Raw genomic sequence first — 18260 nt, forward strand, 5'->3', positions numbered from 1 at the left:
TATAGCCGGCACCCGGCTCTCCGGTCCTGAGAACCAGCCGGCCCCGTAATCCGTGAACGATGGGGCTTACTCCGTGGAGACGGAAGGGACCCCATGGACGTCATCGCCGTCGCGGCTGTCAGCGAGAACGGTGTCATCGGAGACGGGCCGACGCTCCCGTGGAGCCTGCCCGAGGAGGTCCGTCGCTACCGGGAGCGCGTCGCCGACGACCTGGTGCTCATCGGTCGTCGCACGTTCGAGATGTTCGACGACCCACCGGGCGCAACGCAGATCGTCATGAGTCGGAGCGACCGCGAGTACGACGACCCCGACGTGATCCACGCCGGCAGCGTCGAGGCGGCGCTGGAAGCCGCCCGTGAACGCGGCGCACCCGTGCTGTACGTCCTCGGCGGGAGCGCCATCTACGGGGCGCTGCTGCCACACTACGACCGGATGCTCATCAGTCGAATCGAAGGCGAGTACGAGGGCGACGCCTCCTTCCCCGAGTTCGACCGCGATGAGTGGGAACTGGTGTCCGAGACGGAGTTCGACGGCTACGTCCTCGAAGAGTGGCTGCCGACGTCGAAGCGGGACTGACTGTTCGGTCGAGCCCGCCGTCTCTCGTGGTCGGTCGACCCACACACCGCTCGTCACGTCCGGTCGGGTTCTGGCCGGTATCTGGTCACGGACACGACTTTTTCAGATGCTCACGTACACTGTGGTATGACTACGGTCGTCGAGTTCGTCATCCCGGCCCACGAGTTCCCGCTCGGGGCCATCGCCGAGAACCACCCCTCGATGACGGTTGAACTCGAACGTATCGTCCCGACGGAACTGGCCATCATGCCCTACTTCTGGGTCCGCGGGATCGACGGGGTGACCCAAGAGGAGGTGATGGCGGGATTGGCCGCACAGGAGGACGTGAAGAACGTCGAAGTCGTCGACCAGGCCGGTGGCGCGTACCTCATGCGTGCCGAGTGGGAGAGCCAGTGCGAGGGCGTGATGCGGGCAATCACCACCACCGAACTCGTACTCCTGTCGGGCATCGGGAACTCCGAACAGTGGACCTTCGAGCTGCGGGCCACCGACCACGAGGCCATCGCGTCGTTCCAGGAGTACTGCCACGAACACGACATCCACCCCACGCTCACCTCGATGCACCGCCTCTCGGAGATGGATTCCACCGAGGACTACGATCTCACCCCGTCACAGCGGGAGGCGCTGGTACTCGCGTACGAGCGTGGCTACTACCAGACGCCCCGAAGCGCCACGCTGGCGGAACTGGCCGAGGAACTCGACATCACCGGCCAGTCGCTCGGGTCCCGGCTCCGCCGTGGCACACATCGGCTCATCGCGGGCACGCTGATCGAGCTCGAGTGACAGTCGGTATAAAAACACCGTTCATCTGAAGAAGGAACATTGACTCGGTCACGACGATTCTACCGAAGCGATGAGCATCGACGATACCGACCCCTCCCCCCAGGAATCGCCCGGTTTTCACATCCCGAACCTCCAGTATCAACGGGAGAGCGACTGCTTCCTGTACACGGTGGACCACGGTCGCTGGTCGATGTGCGAGGCAGTGGTCTCCTCGGTCGCCGCCGCCACCGGCCGTGACCCACTCGGGTTGCCACAGCTCTACGACGCTATCGACCCCGATGCGCTCGATGCTCTCCTCTCCCCTGCTCCCGACCCTGGGAACGACCGGTCCGTCTCCGTCTCGTTCGAGTACGCCGACTGCCGGGTCTCGATCGAGGGCGAGTCGCGGATTCGCGTCCGGGCCACGGCCGGGGTCGCGTCTGACTGAGTCGGAGACTCCGGAGTCCCCCGAACACAGCCGGGGGCTCGCATCGTGGCGCGACTCCGATACGGGTGGGTCGCGCCCGGGACACGACACTCACGTTCCGAACAGCGAGGCGAGGACGGCCGACTCGGCCCGCTGGAGGTGCTCGCCCGCGGTCGAGGCAGTGCAGCCCATCGCCGCTGCCACGTCGGCCGCCGTCGCCTCGCGTGGCACCTCGTAGTAGCCGACGGCCAGTGCTGCCTCGACGGCCTCGCGCTGGCGGGGCGAGAGGGCTTCACGGGCGTCGGCTGGGGTGACACGGTCGCCGCCGACACGGTCCACCTCGATGCCTACCGTCTCGGGCACGCCGTCGACGGCCGCCTGCACGTCGGCCTCCGTCCCGACGATGGTGAAGGTGCTGCTCCCGTCCTCCCGCCACTCGACCGGGGGCACGGTCAGCAGTCCGTCCCGTGTGAAGTTCTCCCAGAGCGCTCGTGACTCGGCCGGGGCGCGACCCTTCAGGAACAGGTAGCACTCGCGGTCGGTCACCGGGAGCAGCTCGTACTCGAACAGCTGCTCGTCGGCCGCGAGTCCGGGTTCGAGTCGCTCGTACTCACCCCGGAGCCGGAGGAGGAACGCCGCCGGCGGCTCCCTGATGTTCCAGTTCACCGTCTGAACCCTGGTCAGGAACGGTGCCTCGGTGAGTCGCTCGTACAGCGTCGGGCTGTCGAGCGACTGCGGGTGGATGGTCACCCGGACGCGTTTCATGTTCGCGCGTTCTCGCAAGGCGTGGAAAAGTGTTGCTGGGAGGTGGGGGACTTGAACCAGCCCCGGTCATCCGGCGCAATCGACTCGACGAGAACGGTCCAATCCGTGGGCATGAACGCCGATTCGTCGCAGCTGTACGGCGCGGTGACGAGCCTCTGGACCATCGTCGCCGGTGTCGTCCTCTCGTTCCTGGTCGTCCCCGCGACGGTGTACTACCTGCTCGTCGTCAGGACGGCCGCCGCACCGGGGTGGCCGTCCGTCGGCCTCGCGGGCGGAATCGCGATGGTACCGGGATTGGTGATGGGGACGCTCGGGCTCTGGGTCGCGGCACGGGGGTGACCACACCTGTCCATATACACGGAACAGGCCCAATACCACGGCCTTCAGGCCGTGGATACGAGCCGTCACTCCGGGCAATAGACCACCGTTCAAACGGTTGCCCTGAGTTTCCACGGTGACATTTAAGTGACAGGCTGCCATTCCGGAGAGTAGGAATCGGTGGATCGGAGCGGATTCCGAACCGTCCTTCGGAGGCGGCCTGTCCGCCCACATAACGAGGCAGTATCCGAAAAAGAGTCGGTGAACGCCACATCCTCGAAGGGTGTGCCAACGTGCCGACTGCTCACCGCACGCGACACGATACCCCCGACTCTACTGACACCTGCTGGCGTCCCGCTGGCAACAACAACACCGGGACGCCATTCACGGTTGAGGATAGGGGTAACGGCCACTTGGCATGGCCAGCAGTCCACCAGTCCGACGTTGTGGGACTACCCGCGCCCGAAAAGACTGGTAGTCCGCCGATTGGACTGCGAACCTGAAACTCCCACCGCTCGGGATTCCTCCGCGTTTACGTGGAGGAGGATGTCAATGCCCGTCCGACTACAGGTGTTAGAGGATCAGTCATGCAGCTCACCAACTATGTACGGCACCGACGGTGGACGCCCGTGCTCGGCTACGGGCTGTTCGTCGCCCTCATGGTCGCCGGCTACTACTACAACATCACCTTCGTCCAGCTCGGACTCATCGACCTCGGGACCAGACTCGTCGGGATGCCCGAGACGGCCGTCTCGGCGTGGATGGCGGGTCTGGCCCTCTGCACACTGCTCGTCGCCGTCGTCACCGGCGTCACCATGGACCGCCGCGGCTGGAGCACCGACCTCCGGACGAAGCTCCGGCTCCTGCTCGGCGTCGTCCTCGTGCAGTTCTGCCTCACGCTCGTCGCGCCGGTCATCCGGACCGTTCCCGGGTTCGGGGCCTGGATACTCGTCGCCTCGGTCGGACTCGGTGTGGGGTTCCCGGTGTCGTTCTCGCTGGCCATCGACCTCGTTCCGGTTCCCGATCGGGGCTACGTCGCCGCACTCATCACGGCTGTCGCGTACTTCCTCGCGAACGCCATCCCGCTCACGTGGTCGGTGGAGACGTTCAGCCGACTCATGGTGGCCGCGATGCTGCCCGGAATCCTCGTCCTCGTCATCCTCGTCTCCGGGCGAAGCGACCGCATCGAGGCGGTCCTGTCGACGCTCGACGGGCAGCGCGACGCGTTCGGTCCGGGCCGGTTCTGTCGCCCCGAGCCGGTGCAGGCACGGAGTCTCGCTTTCCTCGTCCCGACGCTGCTCATGTTCGGGGTGTTCTTCATCGACAGCCTCGGCTTCCTCCGCATCATCGACACGCCGTCGCTGCTGTTGAGCTCCTGGCAGTCGCCACAGCTCTCCACGCGGCTGCTCATCGCCGTCGCGCACGTCGTCGGGGCCGTCATGGCCGGGGTCATCTACGCGAACTACGCACTGAACCGGGTGTTCCTCTGGACGTTCGCGCTGTTCGCGCTGACCCACGTCCTCTACACGTGGGACCTCCGACTCGCTGCCGCGCTCCCCACGCTCGCCGGGGGCGCATCCTCCCCGCTCAACCCGGCGTTCTACGCGGTCGCGGTGAGCTTCTACACCACCCTCAACTTCGCACTCTGGCCCGACCTCTCGACCACCGAGACCATCGGCACGCACTCCGCCATCGGTATCGGCGTCGCTGGCTGGCTCGCCACCTTCCTCAGCACTGCGCTCGCGCTCTACTTCCAGGCCGCGGAGCTGACGCTGCTCTCGCACCTCAACGTCGTGCAGGCGCTCTCGCTGCTGCTCGTCTTCGGGCTGCTGGCGGGGCTCTACGTCCGCCGGATGGTCGTCCTCTCACGGACGGGTGATGTCGCGTGAACCCGACCGAACTCGTCCCGCTGCTCGTCGTCGTGGTCCTGCTCGTCTCGGCTAGCGGGGCGGACCCGGACCGGATGACCGTCACGCTGCAGGGCGATCACGTCGTCCAGGAGGTCGAGGACGTCCACGTCGTCGCCGGCGGGACCACGACCGTCCCGGCGAACGCGAGCGTCTCGGGCGACATCTACGTCATCGGTGGCATGGCCCGTGTCGAAGGGACGGTCGACGGCGGCGTGACGGTCCTGGCGGGGAACGCGACCGTCGGGGACGGCGCGACCGTCACCGGCACGGTCCGGACCATCGCCGGTGGCGGGTTGACGGTCGCCGACGGCGCGACCGTCGGCACGCTCGACCGGTTCGAACCGCCGGCGGCCAACAGCTCGCCGACGAGACGGGTGCTCACCTTCCTGCTCCAGTTCCTGCTGCTCGGCGCGGCGGGCTGGTGGCTCGCGAGACGACAGCCGACACTGCTGTCGAACGTCGGCCACGCGGTGACGGACCACCCGCTGGTCAGCGGCGTCGTCGGCTCACTCGGCGCGCTCTCGCTCCTCGTGCTGTTCGTCTACATGGCCTTCACCCTCCTCCTGCTCCCGGTCAGCCTCGTCGGCCTCCTCGGCCTGGCCCTGGTCGCGCTGTATGCCCAGGTCGTGTTCGGCTACCTCGTCGGCAGCCGGCTCCCCGTCGACCGGACGGACACCGCCACCGTGCTCGGCGTCGGCCTCGTGCTGTTCGCGTTCGAGGTGCTCGGGGCGTTCCCGGTCGTGGGCGCGCTGGTCCAGCTCGCCGCCATCGGCATCGGATTCGGCGCGGTGCTCAACACGTACTTCGGGCTGCAACGGTTCGAACCGGTGAGCCTGCCCGGAGGCGGCGACTGACCGGCCGAATCCAGCGTCGGGACCCGGTCTCCGTCCGGCGGTCCTGCTTCTCACGGCGAGAGAACCAGGTCCGCGTTTCATCCCGGTGGAGAACGTCCCTCTAGCTGTGATGATACCACTGCAGACACTCGGACTCCCGGAGTTGCTCGTGCTCCTCCTCATCATCGTCGTGCCGCTCACGATACTCGCGGCCATCGTCGTCGTTGGACTGTACCTCTACAACCAGCGTCCGTCCGGGTCGGCGACGGCGATGGAGACGCAGACGGGGGATGAACCGACCGATGTCGACGAACCGACGACCAGATGACGAACCATCCCTCGACCGGCGGCCACCGTCTCACGTGAGGAAGAAGCTCGGTGGATACAGCAACATACAGAGCACCGCCGCCCGACGGTCGATACCACGCTGCCAGTAGAACAGGCCGAGCACCAGCAACGAGACCAGGAGCATGTACTCCGCCGAGGACATGATGCCGCCCGGGTCGTCGAGCGTCACGTCGTAGAACAGCGGGCCGATGCCGAGCGAGAAGACGGGATCGGTGATGTTGCTCCCGAGGATGGCACCCACCGAGATGCCCTCCTCGCCACCGCGGGCGGCGATACCGGCGACGACGATCTCCGGGGCGGTCGTTCCGAGCCCGGTGAGCAGGCCGACGACGTACTCCGAGATGCCGACGGAGCGGGCTATCTCGACACCGGACGTGACCATGACGTGACCGCCGAGGACGACCATCCCGAGCCCGAGGACGATCCACGGGACCGTCCGCCGGGGCGGCTCGCGCTCGACGACCTCCTCGGTGATCTCCTCGCCACCCTCGTTGGTATACATCGTGTAGATGAAGAAGACGTACGAGAGCATCATCAGGAACCCCTCCGAGCGGATGAGCTCGCCGTCCTCGATGGTGAGGATCATGATGATCATCGAGAGCACCATCGCCCCGCCGTATATCATCACGTTCCGACGCTCGGCGAAGATGGGCGAGATGAGTGCCACAATCCCGATGGCGAGCGTGATCTGGGCGGTCTCGGAGCCGACGATGTTCCCGACGAGCAGGTCACCAGCGCCGTAGGAGGCGGCGTACAGCGAGGTGGTCATCTCCGGGACGGACGTCCCGACTGCGATGACGGTGACGCCGACGAACAGCTTCGAGACGCCGTAGTACAGGGCGAGATCGCCGGCGGAGGAGACGGCACGCTCCGCTCCGACCACCAGGAGCGCGAGCCCGCCGACGAAGAGGACGTACTGTTCGAGCACGGGTTGGGCCTCACACCGGTCTGACCGGGGCCGGATTCGCCCCGACCGCCGGACCGGTCTCGTGGGTGACCTGTCAACGCCGGTTCCCCTCAGCGTTTCGGTGCGGCGGACTCGCGCCCCTCGGTCAGCAGCTCCCGGATGACCCGGACGGTCAGCCGGTCCAGGCTGAACGACGCCACCGCGAAGGAGCCGAAGAACACCACGACGGCGACCACGTCCAGGAGGAGGATGGCCGCCACGTCGAGCGTCGCGACGCTCTCGATGAGGGTCACGGCCCCGTCGAGCCCGACCTCGAAGGTGACCAGCGCGGTCGCGCCGCCGAGCGCAACGCCGAGGCCGAACACCAGCAGCCAGTACTGCGCCGGGAGCAGGTGACCTGCCACGAAGCCGCGCCTCCGCCCGGAACGGCCAGTGAGGGCGTCGAACTGCGTCCGCAGCTGGTCGAGCACCGTCACGGCGAGCACGAACCAGAGCACCGCCGCCAGACCGAGACGGACGAGTGTCGGAGAGACTTCGAGCACGCGCTCCGCGAACAGTTCGACGACGGTGGGCGTCGCCCTGTCGACGACGACGTAGAACAGCCAGTAGCCGAGGGCCGCGTCGACGGGCCCGTACGCCGGGAACCCGCCCTCCCTGCGGGGCCGGGTTCCGGTGCTGGTGGTGACGTGCGTATCCATGCTATAGAGACGCTGTGAGTGGGCTTGAACCCGAACGGTCCCTCTCACCGGATGGGAACGTCGGGGCCCCCCGAGAGGCCCGGTGCTGGTTCTCAGGTGGTGGGAGCAAGCAGTAGTCGGATGTGGTCACCCGACGTACCACCACGCATGAACAACAGCAGCAACCGGTCACTCGCAGGAAGCCTGACGCTACTCCTCGGTCTCCTGCTGTTCGTCGCCGGTGCGGTCGTCGTGGTGTTCGACTATCAGGTCGAGGTCCCGCTCCCGGTGCTTGGAGCACTCGCCGTCATACTCGTCGGCGTCGGGGCCGCGACGCGCAACGCTGGCGGTGGGGGGCGCACGGTATGACGCTGCGAAAACGCCTGGGGCTGGTCACCGTCGGCGGCCTGCTGCTCGGTGCTGCCGGCCTCGTGGTCGGTCGGGTCCGAACCGAACGGTCGACACGTCGCCGGGTCGAGGACCTCCTCGCAGCCGCGGAGCGACCGGCAGCCGAACACGGTTCGGTCGGCGGGCTGACCGACCTCCCGTCGCCAGTCCGTCGGTACTTCGACGCGGTGCTGGCTCCGGAGCAGGCACCACCCCGGACCGCACGCCTGCACCAGCACGGGTCGTTCCTGCTCGGCGATGAGTGGCGGCCGATGACCGCGACCCAGCACGTCACCGTCGACCCGCCGGGGTTCGTCTGGGACGCGAGCATCCACGCGGCACCGCTCGTTCGGGTCCGCGTCGTCGACGCCTACGAAGGCGGCGAGGGGTCGCTCCGGGCACTCGCCCTCGGTGCTGTTCCGGTTGCGTCCGCGCCGTCGAACCCGGAGATGGACCGAGGCGAACTGCTGCGGTACCTCGCCGAAGGCCCCTGGCTACCGACCGCACTGCTCCCGTCCAACGGCGTCGCGTGGGAGTCCATCGACGAGCGACGCGCGAAGGCGACCATCGTCGACGGCTCGACAGCGGCATCGCTCGTGTTCCACTTCGACGAAGCCGACCTGATCGAACGGGTCACCGCCGAGCGCCGCTATCGGCAGGAAGACGACGACTTCCTCCCGTGGACGGGCCACTTCGGCGAGTACGAGTGGCACGACGGCGTCCGGATTCCGACCGAAGCCCGCGTCGAATGGGAGACCCCCTCGGGGCCGTCGCCGTACTGGCGGGCGCGTGTCACGGCGGTCGAGTACGACGTTGCAGACCGCTCCCGGCACGGGGTGCCGGACGCTTGAGTCGAAGCCAGCGCACCGCGCGTTGAGCGTCCGGTGCTGGGCTCAGACGCTCGACGTCCCGTCGCCGACGATAGGGTTCGTCGCCGACGATGGGGTTGCAGGACCGACAGCTGGCCCGGACGCGTCCCGTCAGTCCGCCTTGGACTGGCTCTCGCTCACATCGATGCTCCCCATCTCTGGCGCGGACTGGTCCCCCAGGCCGGCCTGGAGCTTCCCGATGGCCACGGCGACCGCGTAGATACCCACGCCACACAGGACGACTACCCCGCCCGCCGTCGCGCCGATCTCGTACGAGACGGCGATGCCGAGCAGCACGGAGAGTTCGGCGAGTACGATTGAGACGAGCAGTGACTCGTTGAAGCTCCTGGCGACCTGTGACGCGCCCGCCACGGGGACCACGAGCATCGCCGCCACGAGGATGACGCCCATTATCTGCATCGCGCCGACGACGACGAGCGCGGTCAGCATCACCATGATTCGGTTGTACCAGCTCACGGAGATACCGGCGACCTCCGCCGCCGTCTCGTCGAAGGTGACGTAGAGCAACTGGTTGCGCGTCAGCGCGACGACGCCGACGATGATTGCGAACAGCACGAGGAGGATGGCGGCGCTCTGGGAGGTCACCGTCGAGAGGTTCCCGAAGAGGTACTGGTCGACGCTGACCGTCAATCCGCCCGCGTTGATGCTGATGAGTGTCGTCCCGAGAGCGAAGCCGGTCGACAGTACGATGGCCATGGACACGTCGTTGTACGCGTCGGTCACCTCCGAGATGAGTTCGATGAACAGCGCGGCTATCATCGCCACGACGACCGCCGTCAGGTACGGCGTCACCCCGAGATCGATGGCTGCGTTGAGGAACAGCCCGACCGCGACGCCCGCGAACGCCGTGTGGGCGAGGGCGTCACCGATGAGCGAGAGCTGTCGATGGACCAGGAACGTCCCGATGAGCGGTGCCATGACCCCGATGCAGAGGCCGACGAGGATGCCCCGCTGCATGAAGCCGTAGCTCAGCATCTCGATGCCGGCCGTCCGGGCGAGCCACGACATCGCGCCCGACCAGAGGTCGAGGAGCCAGTACATCGGAGCCAACACCGTATCTAGCGTCTCGTTCGAGGTGGACTGGAGCAACACTGCTGCGAGCATTCCCGTCATTTCTGCTCACCCAGGAAGTTCGCAGCCGTCCCGAAGGCTCGGCCGAGCGCGTCGCTCTCGACGAACTCGTCGGTGGGGCCGTCGAAGTACACCTCGCGGTTTAGACAGATGACGCGTTCCGCGTGCTCGGTCACGGCACCGAGGTCGTGTTCGATGAGTAGGACGGTGATACCCCGATCGTTCAGCGACTGGAGGAGTTCGTAGAACGCCTGCACCGATTCCGCGTCGACCCCGACCGTCGGCTCGTCGAGCACCAGCAGTTCGGCCTCGCCCGCCAACGCCCGGGCGATGAAGGCCCGCTGGCGCTGGCCCCCGGAGAGTTGCGTGATGCGGCGGTCCGCGAACGCCGACATCCCGACCGTCGCCAGCGCGCCGTCGACGATCTCCCTGTCCTCCTCCCAGAGGCGACCGAAGCCGACGTGTGGGAACCGACCCATGTTCACGACCTCGCGGACCGTGATGGGCATCTCCTTCGAGGCACTGGCGTGTTGGGCGACGTAGCCGAGCCGTCCCCCGTCGTCGAACCGGTGCGCTGGCTCGCCGAACAGCCGCGCCTCGCCGCTGTCGGGTTTGAGCAGGCCGAGCATCAGCTGCAGCAGCGTCGACTTGCCCGACCCGTTCGGCCCGACGACCGCGACGTACTCGCCCGCCGTTATCGAGAGGGAGATGTCCTCGACGACCGGCGTGGCGGTGTACCCGAATTCGACGTCCGATAGCTCGATGACGGTCCCATCTCCCGCCGACGCCGCGACGTCGGCCGCTGCCACTGTGTCCACCGTCTCGCCCACATGCTCGCCACTCATTGGAAGTTCCTCCACTCGGCAGCCCAGCCGTCTGGGCCGACCTCCTCGGGGGACTCGTTCCCGAGGACGACCTCGAAGGTGGGCATGTTGATGTTGTAGGCGATCTCCTCGTAGCCCCAGTTCTCCGCGACCCACTCCTCCTTGACACCTGCGTACGGCGTCACCGGGAAGTACGCCTCCACGTCGGTCTCCTCCATCAGCTGGACCGCCGGGCGACGGGCCTCGAACACGCCGTTGGCGATGTAGTTGATGTCGTGCTCTCGGATGGTCTCCTGTGCCCGCCGCATGTCCTCGGGGGCAACGTCGCCGCTCGCAGCCAGGTTCGTCACCAGCGGTCGCATCTCGACGCCGTACCGGACACCGATGTACTGGAAGGCGTTGTGTGCCGCCAGCTGGACGACCTGCCGGTCGGCTGCCTCGAAGATGGCCTGGTAGTCAGCGTCGATCTGGGCGAGCCGCTCGCCCTTGTATGCCCGGGCGTTCTCTCGCAGCGCGTCCTCCTCGTCGGGCGCGAGCTCGACGAGGCCCTCGGTGATGTTGTCCACCGACGTCCGGGCGCGGTGGGGGTCGAGCCAGAAGTGGGGGTCCTTGCCCTGTTCGTCGCCCACGCCCTCCTCCTCGCGGTCGAGGCTCGCAGCGAGGTCGACCAGCTCCACGCCCTCGCGGGCGTTGATGAGCTGCGTGTCGACGTTGTCGTCCTCGAGCGTCTGGATGGCACGGTCGGCCCACGGCTGGAACCCCGCCCCGACGTGGATGAACGCGTCGGCCTCGATGATGTCCCGCGTCACCTGTGCGTTCGGCTGCCAGCCGTGGCCGTGCATCCCGACCGGAACGAGGTTCTCGATCTGGATGGCCGTCCCGTCCGCGATTTTCCGGGCGAAGTCGTAGAAGCTGAAGAAGGAGGCAACGGCCGTCGGCCCATCGTCGCCGGCACTGGCGTTCGTTTCACCGAGACACCCAGCGATGCCGCTCAGCAGTGCTCCGCCGCCGAGGGCGAGTGCCCGTCGGCGAGAGAGACGAGAGGAGGAACTCACGTTCGTATCGTTCATACTCGGCCGATGGTCCGTCTCCAAAATATATAATGGTTCTCTTCTAACTCCAGAATTAGATAAGTCTAAACCATCTTACGTGGCACTGGTTCAGATAGTCACGTTGCCACGGCACTTCCGATTACCGGCCGTACGATACCGACACGCCCGCTCTCGTTATTACTCCAGTCTAAACTCGTGTTTCGACGTATCCATCTCTCTACGGGAGCCGACCTGCAATCTCTCACGCCCGACCGTAACGACTACTCCGTCGACTCCTGCCAGCCACCCGCGTCGACCACCCCGAACAGCTTCCCCCAGTTCTCGTCGTCCTCGGCCTGCGGGAGCATGTCCCTGAGCTGCTGGAGGTCCGACGCTGGGATCTCAGAGGCCATCAGGTCCACGATGACCTGCGCGTGATACGCTGCCTCCTGACGCTTGATCCCCTCTATCTCGGCGACGCGTCCGACGAACTCGGACCAGTCGAACCGCTGGCCGTGCTCCTGTACCGCGCCGGTCGGGTACCACTTGATCTCCAGCGGGAGCGACGCCGCGAGGTCCTCCGCGTTGTCCGCCGGGATGCGCTGGCCCAGCGTCATGAGCGTCGCCCGGATGGCACGGACTGTCTCGCCAGTTCCCGGCAGTTCGAGGCGGTGCTGTACCTCACCCGTGAACTCGTCGAAGTTCATCTCCCGTACCGATTGGTCGGTGTCCTGCAATAGAACAAAGGCACTACCGGCGGCCGGAGTCGTATAACCACGGCTTACCGGCTCGGTCCTGCAGCAGTCCTCCCCGTCCACCCCTGTTCTCTCTCGGGTGCGACCCCCTCAGGACAGCATCCCGAGTTCGAACACGGCGAGGTACACCTGTCCGAGCCCCGCGAGGACCATCACCGCCCCGGCGACCAGCTGGACGTGTCGGGAGTACGTACCCAGGTCACGCCACGCGTCGACACCCCGGGATTTCTCCATCGAGTCGAGCTGCACCTCCCGGGATTCGAGCGGGGCCGGGAGCGTGACCGCCGGGAGCGGCTCGTCCCACGCCGGGTACGCGACGTCCTCGCTGTCGAACGGGCGGCCGGGGTCGCCGAGGACGACGTCCGGGTTCGAGTTCCCGCGCAGGACGCCGAGACAGCCTGCGAGAGCCAGTTGCCGGGTGGACACCAAGTGCAATCTGGTTCAGCGGTCGAATACCGCCGCCAGCGAGTCCGACGTCGCACCCCCGCCCCTCTCCGTGACACCGACCAACGCGGGTTCGAAAACGGGTATGTAGTTTTATGTCGCCCCCTCCGGTGGTCTGTAGCAGTAGCCCATGCAGGTCACGGTAGCCGACATCGAGGACGCCCGCGAACGCCTCGACGACGAGTCCGTCGTCCGCGAGACGCCCATCGAGACGAACCGGTCGCTCGCCGCCGAGGTGGACGCGGAAGTCCGCCTGAAGATGGAGCATCTCCAGCGCACCGGCTCGTTCAAGACACGGGGTGCGTACAACAAGCTCACGCAGGTCGTCGCCTCGGGAAGCGACGCGACCCGCGCACTCGCCGCCAGCGCGGGCAACCACGCCCAGGGCGTCGCGCTCGCCGCGACGAAGGTCGGTCTCGACGCGACCATCGTGATGCCGAAGGGCGCGCCGCAGGCGAAGATCGAGGCGACCGAGAGCTACGGTGCAGAGGTCGTCCTCCACGGCGAGGACTTCCAGGCGGCGATGCGGCACGCGAAGACCATAGTCGAAGACGACTGCGTGTTCGTCCACGCGTACGACGACCCCGACATCGTCGCCGGTCAGGGGACGCTCGGGCTGGAGATCGTCGAACAGGTGCCCGACGTGGACACCGTCGTCGTCCCCATCGGCGGCGGTGGGCTCATCGGCGGCATCGCGACCGCCGTCAAGGCACGGGCTCCCGATACGCGGGTCGTCGGCGTCCAGGCCGAGTCCGCCGCGACCGTCCCCGAGAGCCTCGACAAGGGGTTCCCGGTGACCATCGACTCCATGCAGACCATCGCCGACGGCATCGCGACCGGCGGCATCTCCGAGCTGACCTACGGGCTGATCGAAGCACACGTCGACGAGGTCGTCACCGTCACAGACACCCAGATCGCAGAGAGCGTGCTGTTCATGCTCGAACGGACGAAGCAGATGGTCGAAGGTGCCGGGGCGACCTCGGTCGCGGCCGTCCGAAGCGACGCTCTCGACGTGAGCGACGAGGTCGTCGTCCCCCTGCTCTGTGGCGGCAACCTCAGCATGACCGACCTCCAAACCGTGCTGACCCACGGGCTCACCCACCGGAACCAGCTCGTTCACCTCCAGGTGCACATCGTCGACCGACCCGGGGAGATGAGCCGCGTCTCCGAGCTCATCGCCGACTGCGGGGCGAACATCCACGATGTGACCCACGAGCGCTCCGCGAAGGAGCTCGACGTCGGCGACGCCTACCTCCAGTTCCACGTCCAGACCAGCGGGACCGGGCAGACCGAGCGCATCCTCGCGTCGCTGCGCGACGCCGGATACGACGTGGAGTTGCTGAACTGACCCTCGCTACCCGAACACGACGAGAGCTAGCCAGCAGGTGAGGACCACTCACCCCGCGCCAGTCGCCCCGAGGATGTCGCCGAGGCCGAACAGCGAGACATCCGACCGACGACTGGAGGTGGATTGCAGATCGCCGGTGAACCCGGAACGACTCAACAATACGTACCGGGTGCTCGCGTCTGTCGGTTCGCCACTCCAGCGCACCCCGTCCGTGGTCCGTTCGAGGTCCGCGAGCTCGTCCTCACCGACAGGCGACGACGTGAACTTGCACTCGCCGGCGACGAGTCCCTCGTCGTTCAGCCCGAGCACTACGAACTCGGCCTCGTCCGACTCGTAGGCGGTTCGGAGCCGGTTGAGCTCCCGTGAATCGGCGTTCCCAATTGGAACCTTCGATTATGGGAATTAGGATTTCCGAACTAGTGATTTCTAAATGGTCGTTCGCAACACGGACGGGCGAGATAGATATAGCGATATTCAGTGTATGGGGTGTGTTCCCGGACGCAGCCGGCGGGCTCAGTCCTCGAACCTCATCCCGTAGCCCCACTCCTCCAGTTCGCCCTCGACCTCGTCGAGGTGCTCCAGTCCGACCATCACGAGCGCCTCTCGGAGGTCCGTGAGCGAGACGTCGGCATCGAAGCGCTCTTCGAGCTCCCGCAGCGCATCGCGCTCCGCACTCTTGGTATCCGGCTTGAGGAACAGCGGGACCCTGTCGCGACCGTCCTGCACGCCGTCGCGTCGGAACTTGTACGGGATGGACATCGACCGCCGGCCACCGCTTCGGCTGCTGCCCGACGCTGATTGACTGGTACTGTCAGTACCGCTCGCGCCGCCCGAACTGGACTCCGTCGACGTCTCCGTGGTCGAATCGCCGGTCGAACCGGTGTCATCCGGCGGGTCTTCCGCGAACGGGTTCTCGCCAGCCCCCTCCTTCATGCCGGTCATGGCGCGAGCACCTCGTGTTCGAGGTCACCCGGCTCTGGTGGGTTCGGTGCCTCGATCCCGACCTCCCCCTCGAGGTGTCGGGCGATGCGGTCGAACTGCGCCAGCGTCTCCACCTCGTAGTCCCGGTGCCTGTCGCGGTACTCACGGACGTACCGGTACGCCGAGCACTGCTGCATCCAGCAGCCCTCCATCAGGGAGGCTCGCTCCCCGATTATCTCCGGAATCGGGTACTGGATCTCGTCGAGGATGGTCCGCTGGTCGCGCGTGTTCTTGAAACCGATGGGAACGGCACCGAGTACACCGACGTCGACCTCGAGCTGTTCCTCGAGTCCCGCTACGAGGGATTCGAGTCCTTCGACGGCCGCGCGCCCCTTCGCGCTCGGCTCCACGGGGATGACGAGCGACCGCGTGGCGTGGATGGCGTTGTAGAGGTGTGGCCCTTCAGTCGCCGGGGGGTCGCAGATGAGGACGTCGTACTTCTCTGGGACACCGGCCTCGCGCAGGACCCGGAGCAGCTGAGCGTGCATGCCGAACGCCTCGCCCATCGCCTCGGCCTGGTCCTTCTCGCGCTGGAGGTACTCCGCGAGGTCGGAGAGCATGTTGTGTTCGGGAACGATGTCGACGCCCTCGACAGTTCTGACCAGGTCGTCGAAGTCGCCTTTCGGGCGTCGGATCATGTGCCGGACGACGTTGTCGACCGGTTCGGTCCGCTGGTCGTCGACACCGAACAGCCGGGAGAGGTCGCCGTCCTGCGGGTCGAGCGGGACGACGAGTGGCTTCAGTCCAGCGCGTGCGTGCGCCACGGCCAGGTTGGCGGCGGTCGTCGTCTTCCCGACGCCGCCGGCTTCGCTGTACGTCGAGTACGCTAACATGCTCGCACCATCACAGCCATTCATCTTGAATGTTCGTCAGACGCATTCGTGACTTCCGGTGGTGAACGTGACAAGTGAACACCAGGGCTGAACACACCCAACGAGTACTTGTACTGGATTCACCCACTGGCCCCAACAACAATCAGCAATCAATGAACGTAACTTGCTACATCAACCACGTACTGTAGCTTTTTACAGGAATAACGTACAGCAACTGACTACAACAACAGCCTACAGCAATAACCTACAACCATCGTCTGTATTCATAGAACCATTCCCTGTCTGAATGCCATTCAACTCATCAATGTATTACCATCATGAACACAAACACAGAACAACAGGGATGAATGTATCTGATGAACACAACCAGTGAACATCTACAATGAACACAATCACTGAATGTCTGTACGGGGGTCGGTTCTGGCATGAATTTGCAGAGTCCCCCGGGCGACTGACCATCACGACAGCACGTCCCTGTAGTCACGAACGAACGTCGAGAACGAACGGGGGTCGCGTCCGAGCAGGTAACGCACGTCTCCCGACACCCGGCCAGCGAACCCCAGACGCACCGTCGTGTAGATGCCAGCCATGACGAGCACCTTGCGGAGGTCGCCACCACGACGCGCCCGTCGCCAACAGAACCGGAGGAGCGACGGAGCGACGTACCGGACACGGTAATCCAGCTCAGCGGACAGAACCGCAGCGACCTCGTGGTAATCGAGCGACTCGGGCCCCGTGAGGTCGTACGCGCCCGTGCGACCGGTCATGAGTGCGACCGCCGCGACGGCGGCCACGTCGCGTGCATCGACGAAACTCGTCTCACCACCGCCAGCGGGGACGAACAGTTCGCCCGCACGGACCTCGTCCAGGTGCTCGGTGACGAGGTTCTGCATGAAGAAAGATGCACGGAGGAAGGTGGTTTCGACGCCACTCTCGGTCAGCCAGGACTCGATCTTCGCGTGCGGGACCACCGGGTTGCGGTCCGCCCCGATGACCGAGAGGAAGACGACGTGGTCGACGCCGGCACCGACCGCGGCGGCGAGAGCGGGAACCAGATCCCGCTCGACCCGCGAGATCGCGGGCGGCCTGACGAGGAACAGCGAATCCACGTCGACGAACGCACCCCGGTAGGTGGTGGGGTCGGTGAAGTCGAACGTGACGATCTCGTCTGCAGGTCCATCGTACCCATCCGGATCACGGACGGCGGCGCGGACGGTCAGCTCCTCGAACGCGGTGAGCTCCGCACAGACGTGACTCCCGACCGTGCCGGTCGCGCCGGTGACGAGGACACGGCCGGGACGGGAGCCAGTACGCATCTCGGATTGGCTCACGACGATCCCACCATCGAGAGCTCACGGAAGTATAAACCTTCAGCCACGATATCCAGTGTACGGGTCGCCCCGTCTGCGCGGGGTGCACTCACGAAGTCGATATCACCGGCGCGGTAGCCACCAGACCCGGAGCCGGCGGTCAGTCGGTGGGCACGGAGCACCGTCCACTGGCGGTCTGTCTCCCGCACAGACGCCACATGCGTCTTCGCATCCTCGAGCACCGAACGCGCGAGAAACTTCAGCAGCGCCCCGACGACACGGCCGCCGACCGAGACCAACTCACCCTCGGTCCTGACACCGGCCCCGACCAGGGTGACGAACCTCACGACACCGACGTCCTCCATCGCCGTGACGATGTTGTCACCAGCGACGGTCTCTCGCACGCCCTCGTCGGTGTAGGCGTCCCCGACCACCATGTCGACTCGCTCGTGTTCGATGGCGAGTTTCCGGAATGAGCAGGTGTGGGCCGCGACCGGGTGACCACACTCGAGTGTCTGCTCGACGAGTGGGACGCCGGTCCGACCGGTTGGTCCGAACGCTGCCGGTTGCATACTCACTGTAGACCAGCAGCAAGCTTATGGAAGTTGCAAGGCTAAAACCCCACCCTTCAGGGCGGGGATACAGCCGACAACTCCTCCACTAGCCACGTTCGATGGTACTGCTGGATATTCCACGCGCCAGTCGTTACTTTTAATAAATAATTCTTCATAACTAGTTATGAACACAGTCCGATGCTGGAGACAACCCGCACCTATCGAGCGAAAATCGCCAACCACTCTCAGGTGAGTGACGACCTCGATGACTGTGGGTTCTCCGCGTCGAAACTGTGGAACGTCGCCAGG

The 18260-nt window shown here is 66.0% G+C and carries 23 protein-coding genes; 10 read left to right on the forward strand and 13 right to left on the reverse strand.

Annotation, left to right across the window (positions count from 1 at the left end; genetic code table 11):
* The first annotated feature begins 93 nt into the window (after positions 1–93).
* The 3 genes from NOW55_RS20395 to ddfA all read left to right on the forward strand — a co-directional run bounded on the left by NOW55_RS20395 (position 94) and on the right by ddfA (position 1786).
* Entirely contained in the window at positions 94–576 is a 483-nt protein-coding gene (locus NOW55_RS20395) for a dihydrofolate reductase (RefSeq protein WP_256401969.1), read from the forward strand.
* A 126-nt stretch (positions 577–702) separates the two neighbouring features.
* A complete protein-coding gene (locus tag NOW55_RS20400; protein ID WP_256401970.1) occupies positions 703–1359 on the forward strand; it encodes a helix-turn-helix domain-containing protein in 657 nt (218 codons plus the stop codon).
* Positions 1360–1429: 70 nt separating this feature from the next.
* Positions 1430–1786, forward strand: a complete 357-nt coding sequence (ddfA, locus tag NOW55_RS20405) for a DdfA family disk-determining factor (protein WP_256401971.1) — start codon at positions 1430–1432, stop codon at positions 1784–1786.
* 90 nt (positions 1787–1876) lie between these two features.
* Here the strand turns inward: ddfA and NOW55_RS20410 are convergent, their stop codons facing one another.
* The gene (locus NOW55_RS20410) at positions 1877–2530 is read right to left on the reverse strand and encodes a helix-turn-helix domain-containing protein (RefSeq protein ID WP_256401972.1); all 654 of its coding nucleotides are present in this window, start codon (positions 2528–2530) and stop codon (positions 1877–1879) included.
* 111 nt (positions 2531–2641) lie between these two features.
* On the opposite strand from NOW55_RS20410, the gene NOW55_RS20415 reads away from it, so the two are divergent.
* The 4 genes from NOW55_RS20415 to NOW55_RS20430 all read left to right on the forward strand — a co-directional run bounded on the left by NOW55_RS20415 (position 2642) and on the right by NOW55_RS20430 (position 5919).
* The gene (locus NOW55_RS20415) at positions 2642–2869 is read left to right on the forward strand and encodes a hypothetical protein (protein ID WP_256401973.1); all 228 of its coding nucleotides are present in this window, start codon (positions 2642–2644) and stop codon (positions 2867–2869) included.
* 515 nt (positions 2870–3384) lie between these two features.
* On the forward strand, positions 3385–4737 hold the full coding sequence (locus NOW55_RS20420) for an MFS transporter (protein WP_368407793.1): 1353 nt from the start codon (positions 3385–3387) through the stop codon (positions 4735–4737).
* Positions 4734–5612, forward strand: coding sequence for a bactofilin family protein (locus tag NOW55_RS20425; RefSeq protein ID WP_256401975.1), 879 nt, complete (start codon positions 4734–4736; stop codon positions 5610–5612). Before NOW55_RS20420 ends, NOW55_RS20425 begins: the two co-directional genes overlap by 4 nt.
* A 109-nt stretch (positions 5613–5721) precedes the next feature.
* Entirely contained in the window at positions 5722–5919 is a 198-nt protein-coding gene (locus NOW55_RS20430; RefSeq protein WP_256401976.1) for a hypothetical protein, read from the forward strand.
* A 30-nt stretch (positions 5920–5949) separates the two neighbouring features.
* Here the strand turns inward: NOW55_RS20430 and NOW55_RS20435 are convergent, their stop codons facing one another.
* Positions 5950–6867: a sodium:calcium antiporter gene (locus NOW55_RS20435; protein WP_256401977.1), complete on the reverse strand. Its 918-nt coding sequence runs from the start codon at positions 6865–6867 to the stop codon at positions 5950–5952.
* Between the two features lie 89 nt (positions 6868–6956).
* Positions 6957–7544: a hypothetical protein gene (locus NOW55_RS20440; RefSeq protein ID WP_256401978.1), complete on the reverse strand. Its 588-nt coding sequence runs from the start codon at positions 7542–7544 to the stop codon at positions 6957–6959.
* Positions 7545–7691: 147 nt separating this feature from the next.
* Here NOW55_RS20440 and NOW55_RS20445 point away from each other — a divergent pair, with 147 nt between their 5' ends.
* On the forward strand, positions 7692–7892 hold the full coding sequence (locus NOW55_RS20445) for a hypothetical protein (RefSeq protein WP_256401979.1): 201 nt from the start codon (positions 7692–7694) through the stop codon (positions 7890–7892).
* Positions 7889–8761 (forward strand): DUF6920 family protein, encoded by an 873-nt coding sequence (locus NOW55_RS20450; RefSeq protein ID WP_256401980.1) that lies wholly within the window; start codon positions 7889–7891, stop codon positions 8759–8761. Before NOW55_RS20445 ends, NOW55_RS20450 begins: the two co-directional genes overlap by 4 nt.
* A gap of 129 nt (positions 8762–8890) precedes the next feature.
* Here the strand turns inward: NOW55_RS20450 and NOW55_RS20455 are convergent, their stop codons facing one another.
* From NOW55_RS20455 to NOW55_RS20475, 5 genes are all read right to left on the reverse strand, one after another.
* A complete protein-coding gene (locus NOW55_RS20455) occupies positions 8891–9904 on the reverse strand; it encodes a metal ABC transporter permease (protein WP_390293815.1) in 1014 nt (337 codons plus the stop codon).
* A 5-nt stretch (positions 9905–9909) separates the two neighbouring features.
* On the reverse strand, positions 9910–10716 hold the full coding sequence (locus NOW55_RS20460) for a metal ABC transporter ATP-binding protein (RefSeq protein ID WP_256401981.1): 807 nt from the start codon (positions 10714–10716) through the stop codon (positions 9910–9912).
* Positions 10713–11765 carry a metal ABC transporter substrate-binding protein gene (locus NOW55_RS20465; RefSeq protein WP_256401982.1) on the reverse strand — a complete coding sequence of 351 codons (1053 nt, stop codon included), beginning with the start codon at positions 11763–11765 and terminating at the stop codon, positions 10713–10715. The genes NOW55_RS20460 and NOW55_RS20465 overlap by 4 nt, the downstream gene beginning before the upstream one ends.
* Before the next feature lie 242 nt (positions 11766–12007).
* Positions 12008–12433, reverse strand: coding sequence for a DUF2267 domain-containing protein (locus tag NOW55_RS20470; protein ID WP_256401983.1), 426 nt, complete (start codon positions 12431–12433; stop codon positions 12008–12010).
* A 138-nt stretch (positions 12434–12571) separates the two neighbouring features.
* Positions 12572–12907 carry a hypothetical protein gene (locus tag NOW55_RS20475; RefSeq protein ID WP_256401984.1) on the reverse strand — a complete coding sequence of 112 codons (336 nt, stop codon included), beginning with the start codon at positions 12905–12907 and terminating at the stop codon, positions 12572–12574.
* A gap of 148 nt (positions 12908–13055) precedes the next feature.
* On the opposite strand from NOW55_RS20475, the gene ilvA reads away from it, so the two are divergent.
* On the forward strand, positions 13056–14273 hold the full coding sequence (gene ilvA, locus NOW55_RS20480; protein WP_256401985.1) for a threonine ammonia-lyase: 1218 nt from the start codon (positions 13056–13058) through the stop codon (positions 14271–14273).
* Between the two features lie 48 nt (positions 14274–14321).
* Here the strand turns inward: ilvA and NOW55_RS20485 are convergent, their stop codons facing one another.
* The 5 genes from NOW55_RS20485 to NOW55_RS20505 all read right to left on the reverse strand — a co-directional run bounded on the left by NOW55_RS20485 (position 14322) and on the right by NOW55_RS20505 (position 17969).
* Entirely contained in the window at positions 14322–14582 is a 261-nt protein-coding gene (locus tag NOW55_RS20485; RefSeq protein WP_256401986.1) for a hypothetical protein, read from the reverse strand.
* A 204-nt stretch (positions 14583–14786) separates the two neighbouring features.
* Positions 14787–15215, reverse strand: a complete 429-nt coding sequence (locus tag NOW55_RS20490) for a DUF7970 domain-containing protein (protein ID WP_256401987.1) — start codon at positions 15213–15215, stop codon at positions 14787–14789.
* Positions 15212–16087 carry a ParA family protein gene (locus NOW55_RS20495; RefSeq protein ID WP_256401988.1) on the reverse strand — a complete coding sequence of 292 codons (876 nt, stop codon included), beginning with the start codon at positions 16085–16087 and terminating at the stop codon, positions 15212–15214. The genes NOW55_RS20490 and NOW55_RS20495 overlap by 4 nt, the downstream gene beginning before the upstream one ends.
* 458 nt (positions 16088–16545) lie before the next feature.
* Positions 16546–17418, reverse strand: coding sequence for an NmrA family NAD(P)-binding protein (locus NOW55_RS20500; RefSeq protein ID WP_256401989.1), 873 nt, complete (start codon positions 17416–17418; stop codon positions 16546–16548).
* The gene (locus NOW55_RS20505) at positions 17415–17969 is read right to left on the reverse strand and encodes an NAD(P)H-binding protein (RefSeq protein WP_256401990.1); all 555 of its coding nucleotides are present in this window, start codon (positions 17967–17969) and stop codon (positions 17415–17417) included. The genes NOW55_RS20500 and NOW55_RS20505 overlap by 4 nt, the downstream gene beginning before the upstream one ends.
* Positions 17970–18260 lie beyond the last annotated feature (291 nt).

This window comes from Haloarchaeobius litoreus (assembly GCF_024495425.1).
Lineage (GTDB): Archaea > Halobacteriota > Halobacteria > Halobacteriales > Natrialbaceae > Haloarchaeobius > Haloarchaeobius litoreus.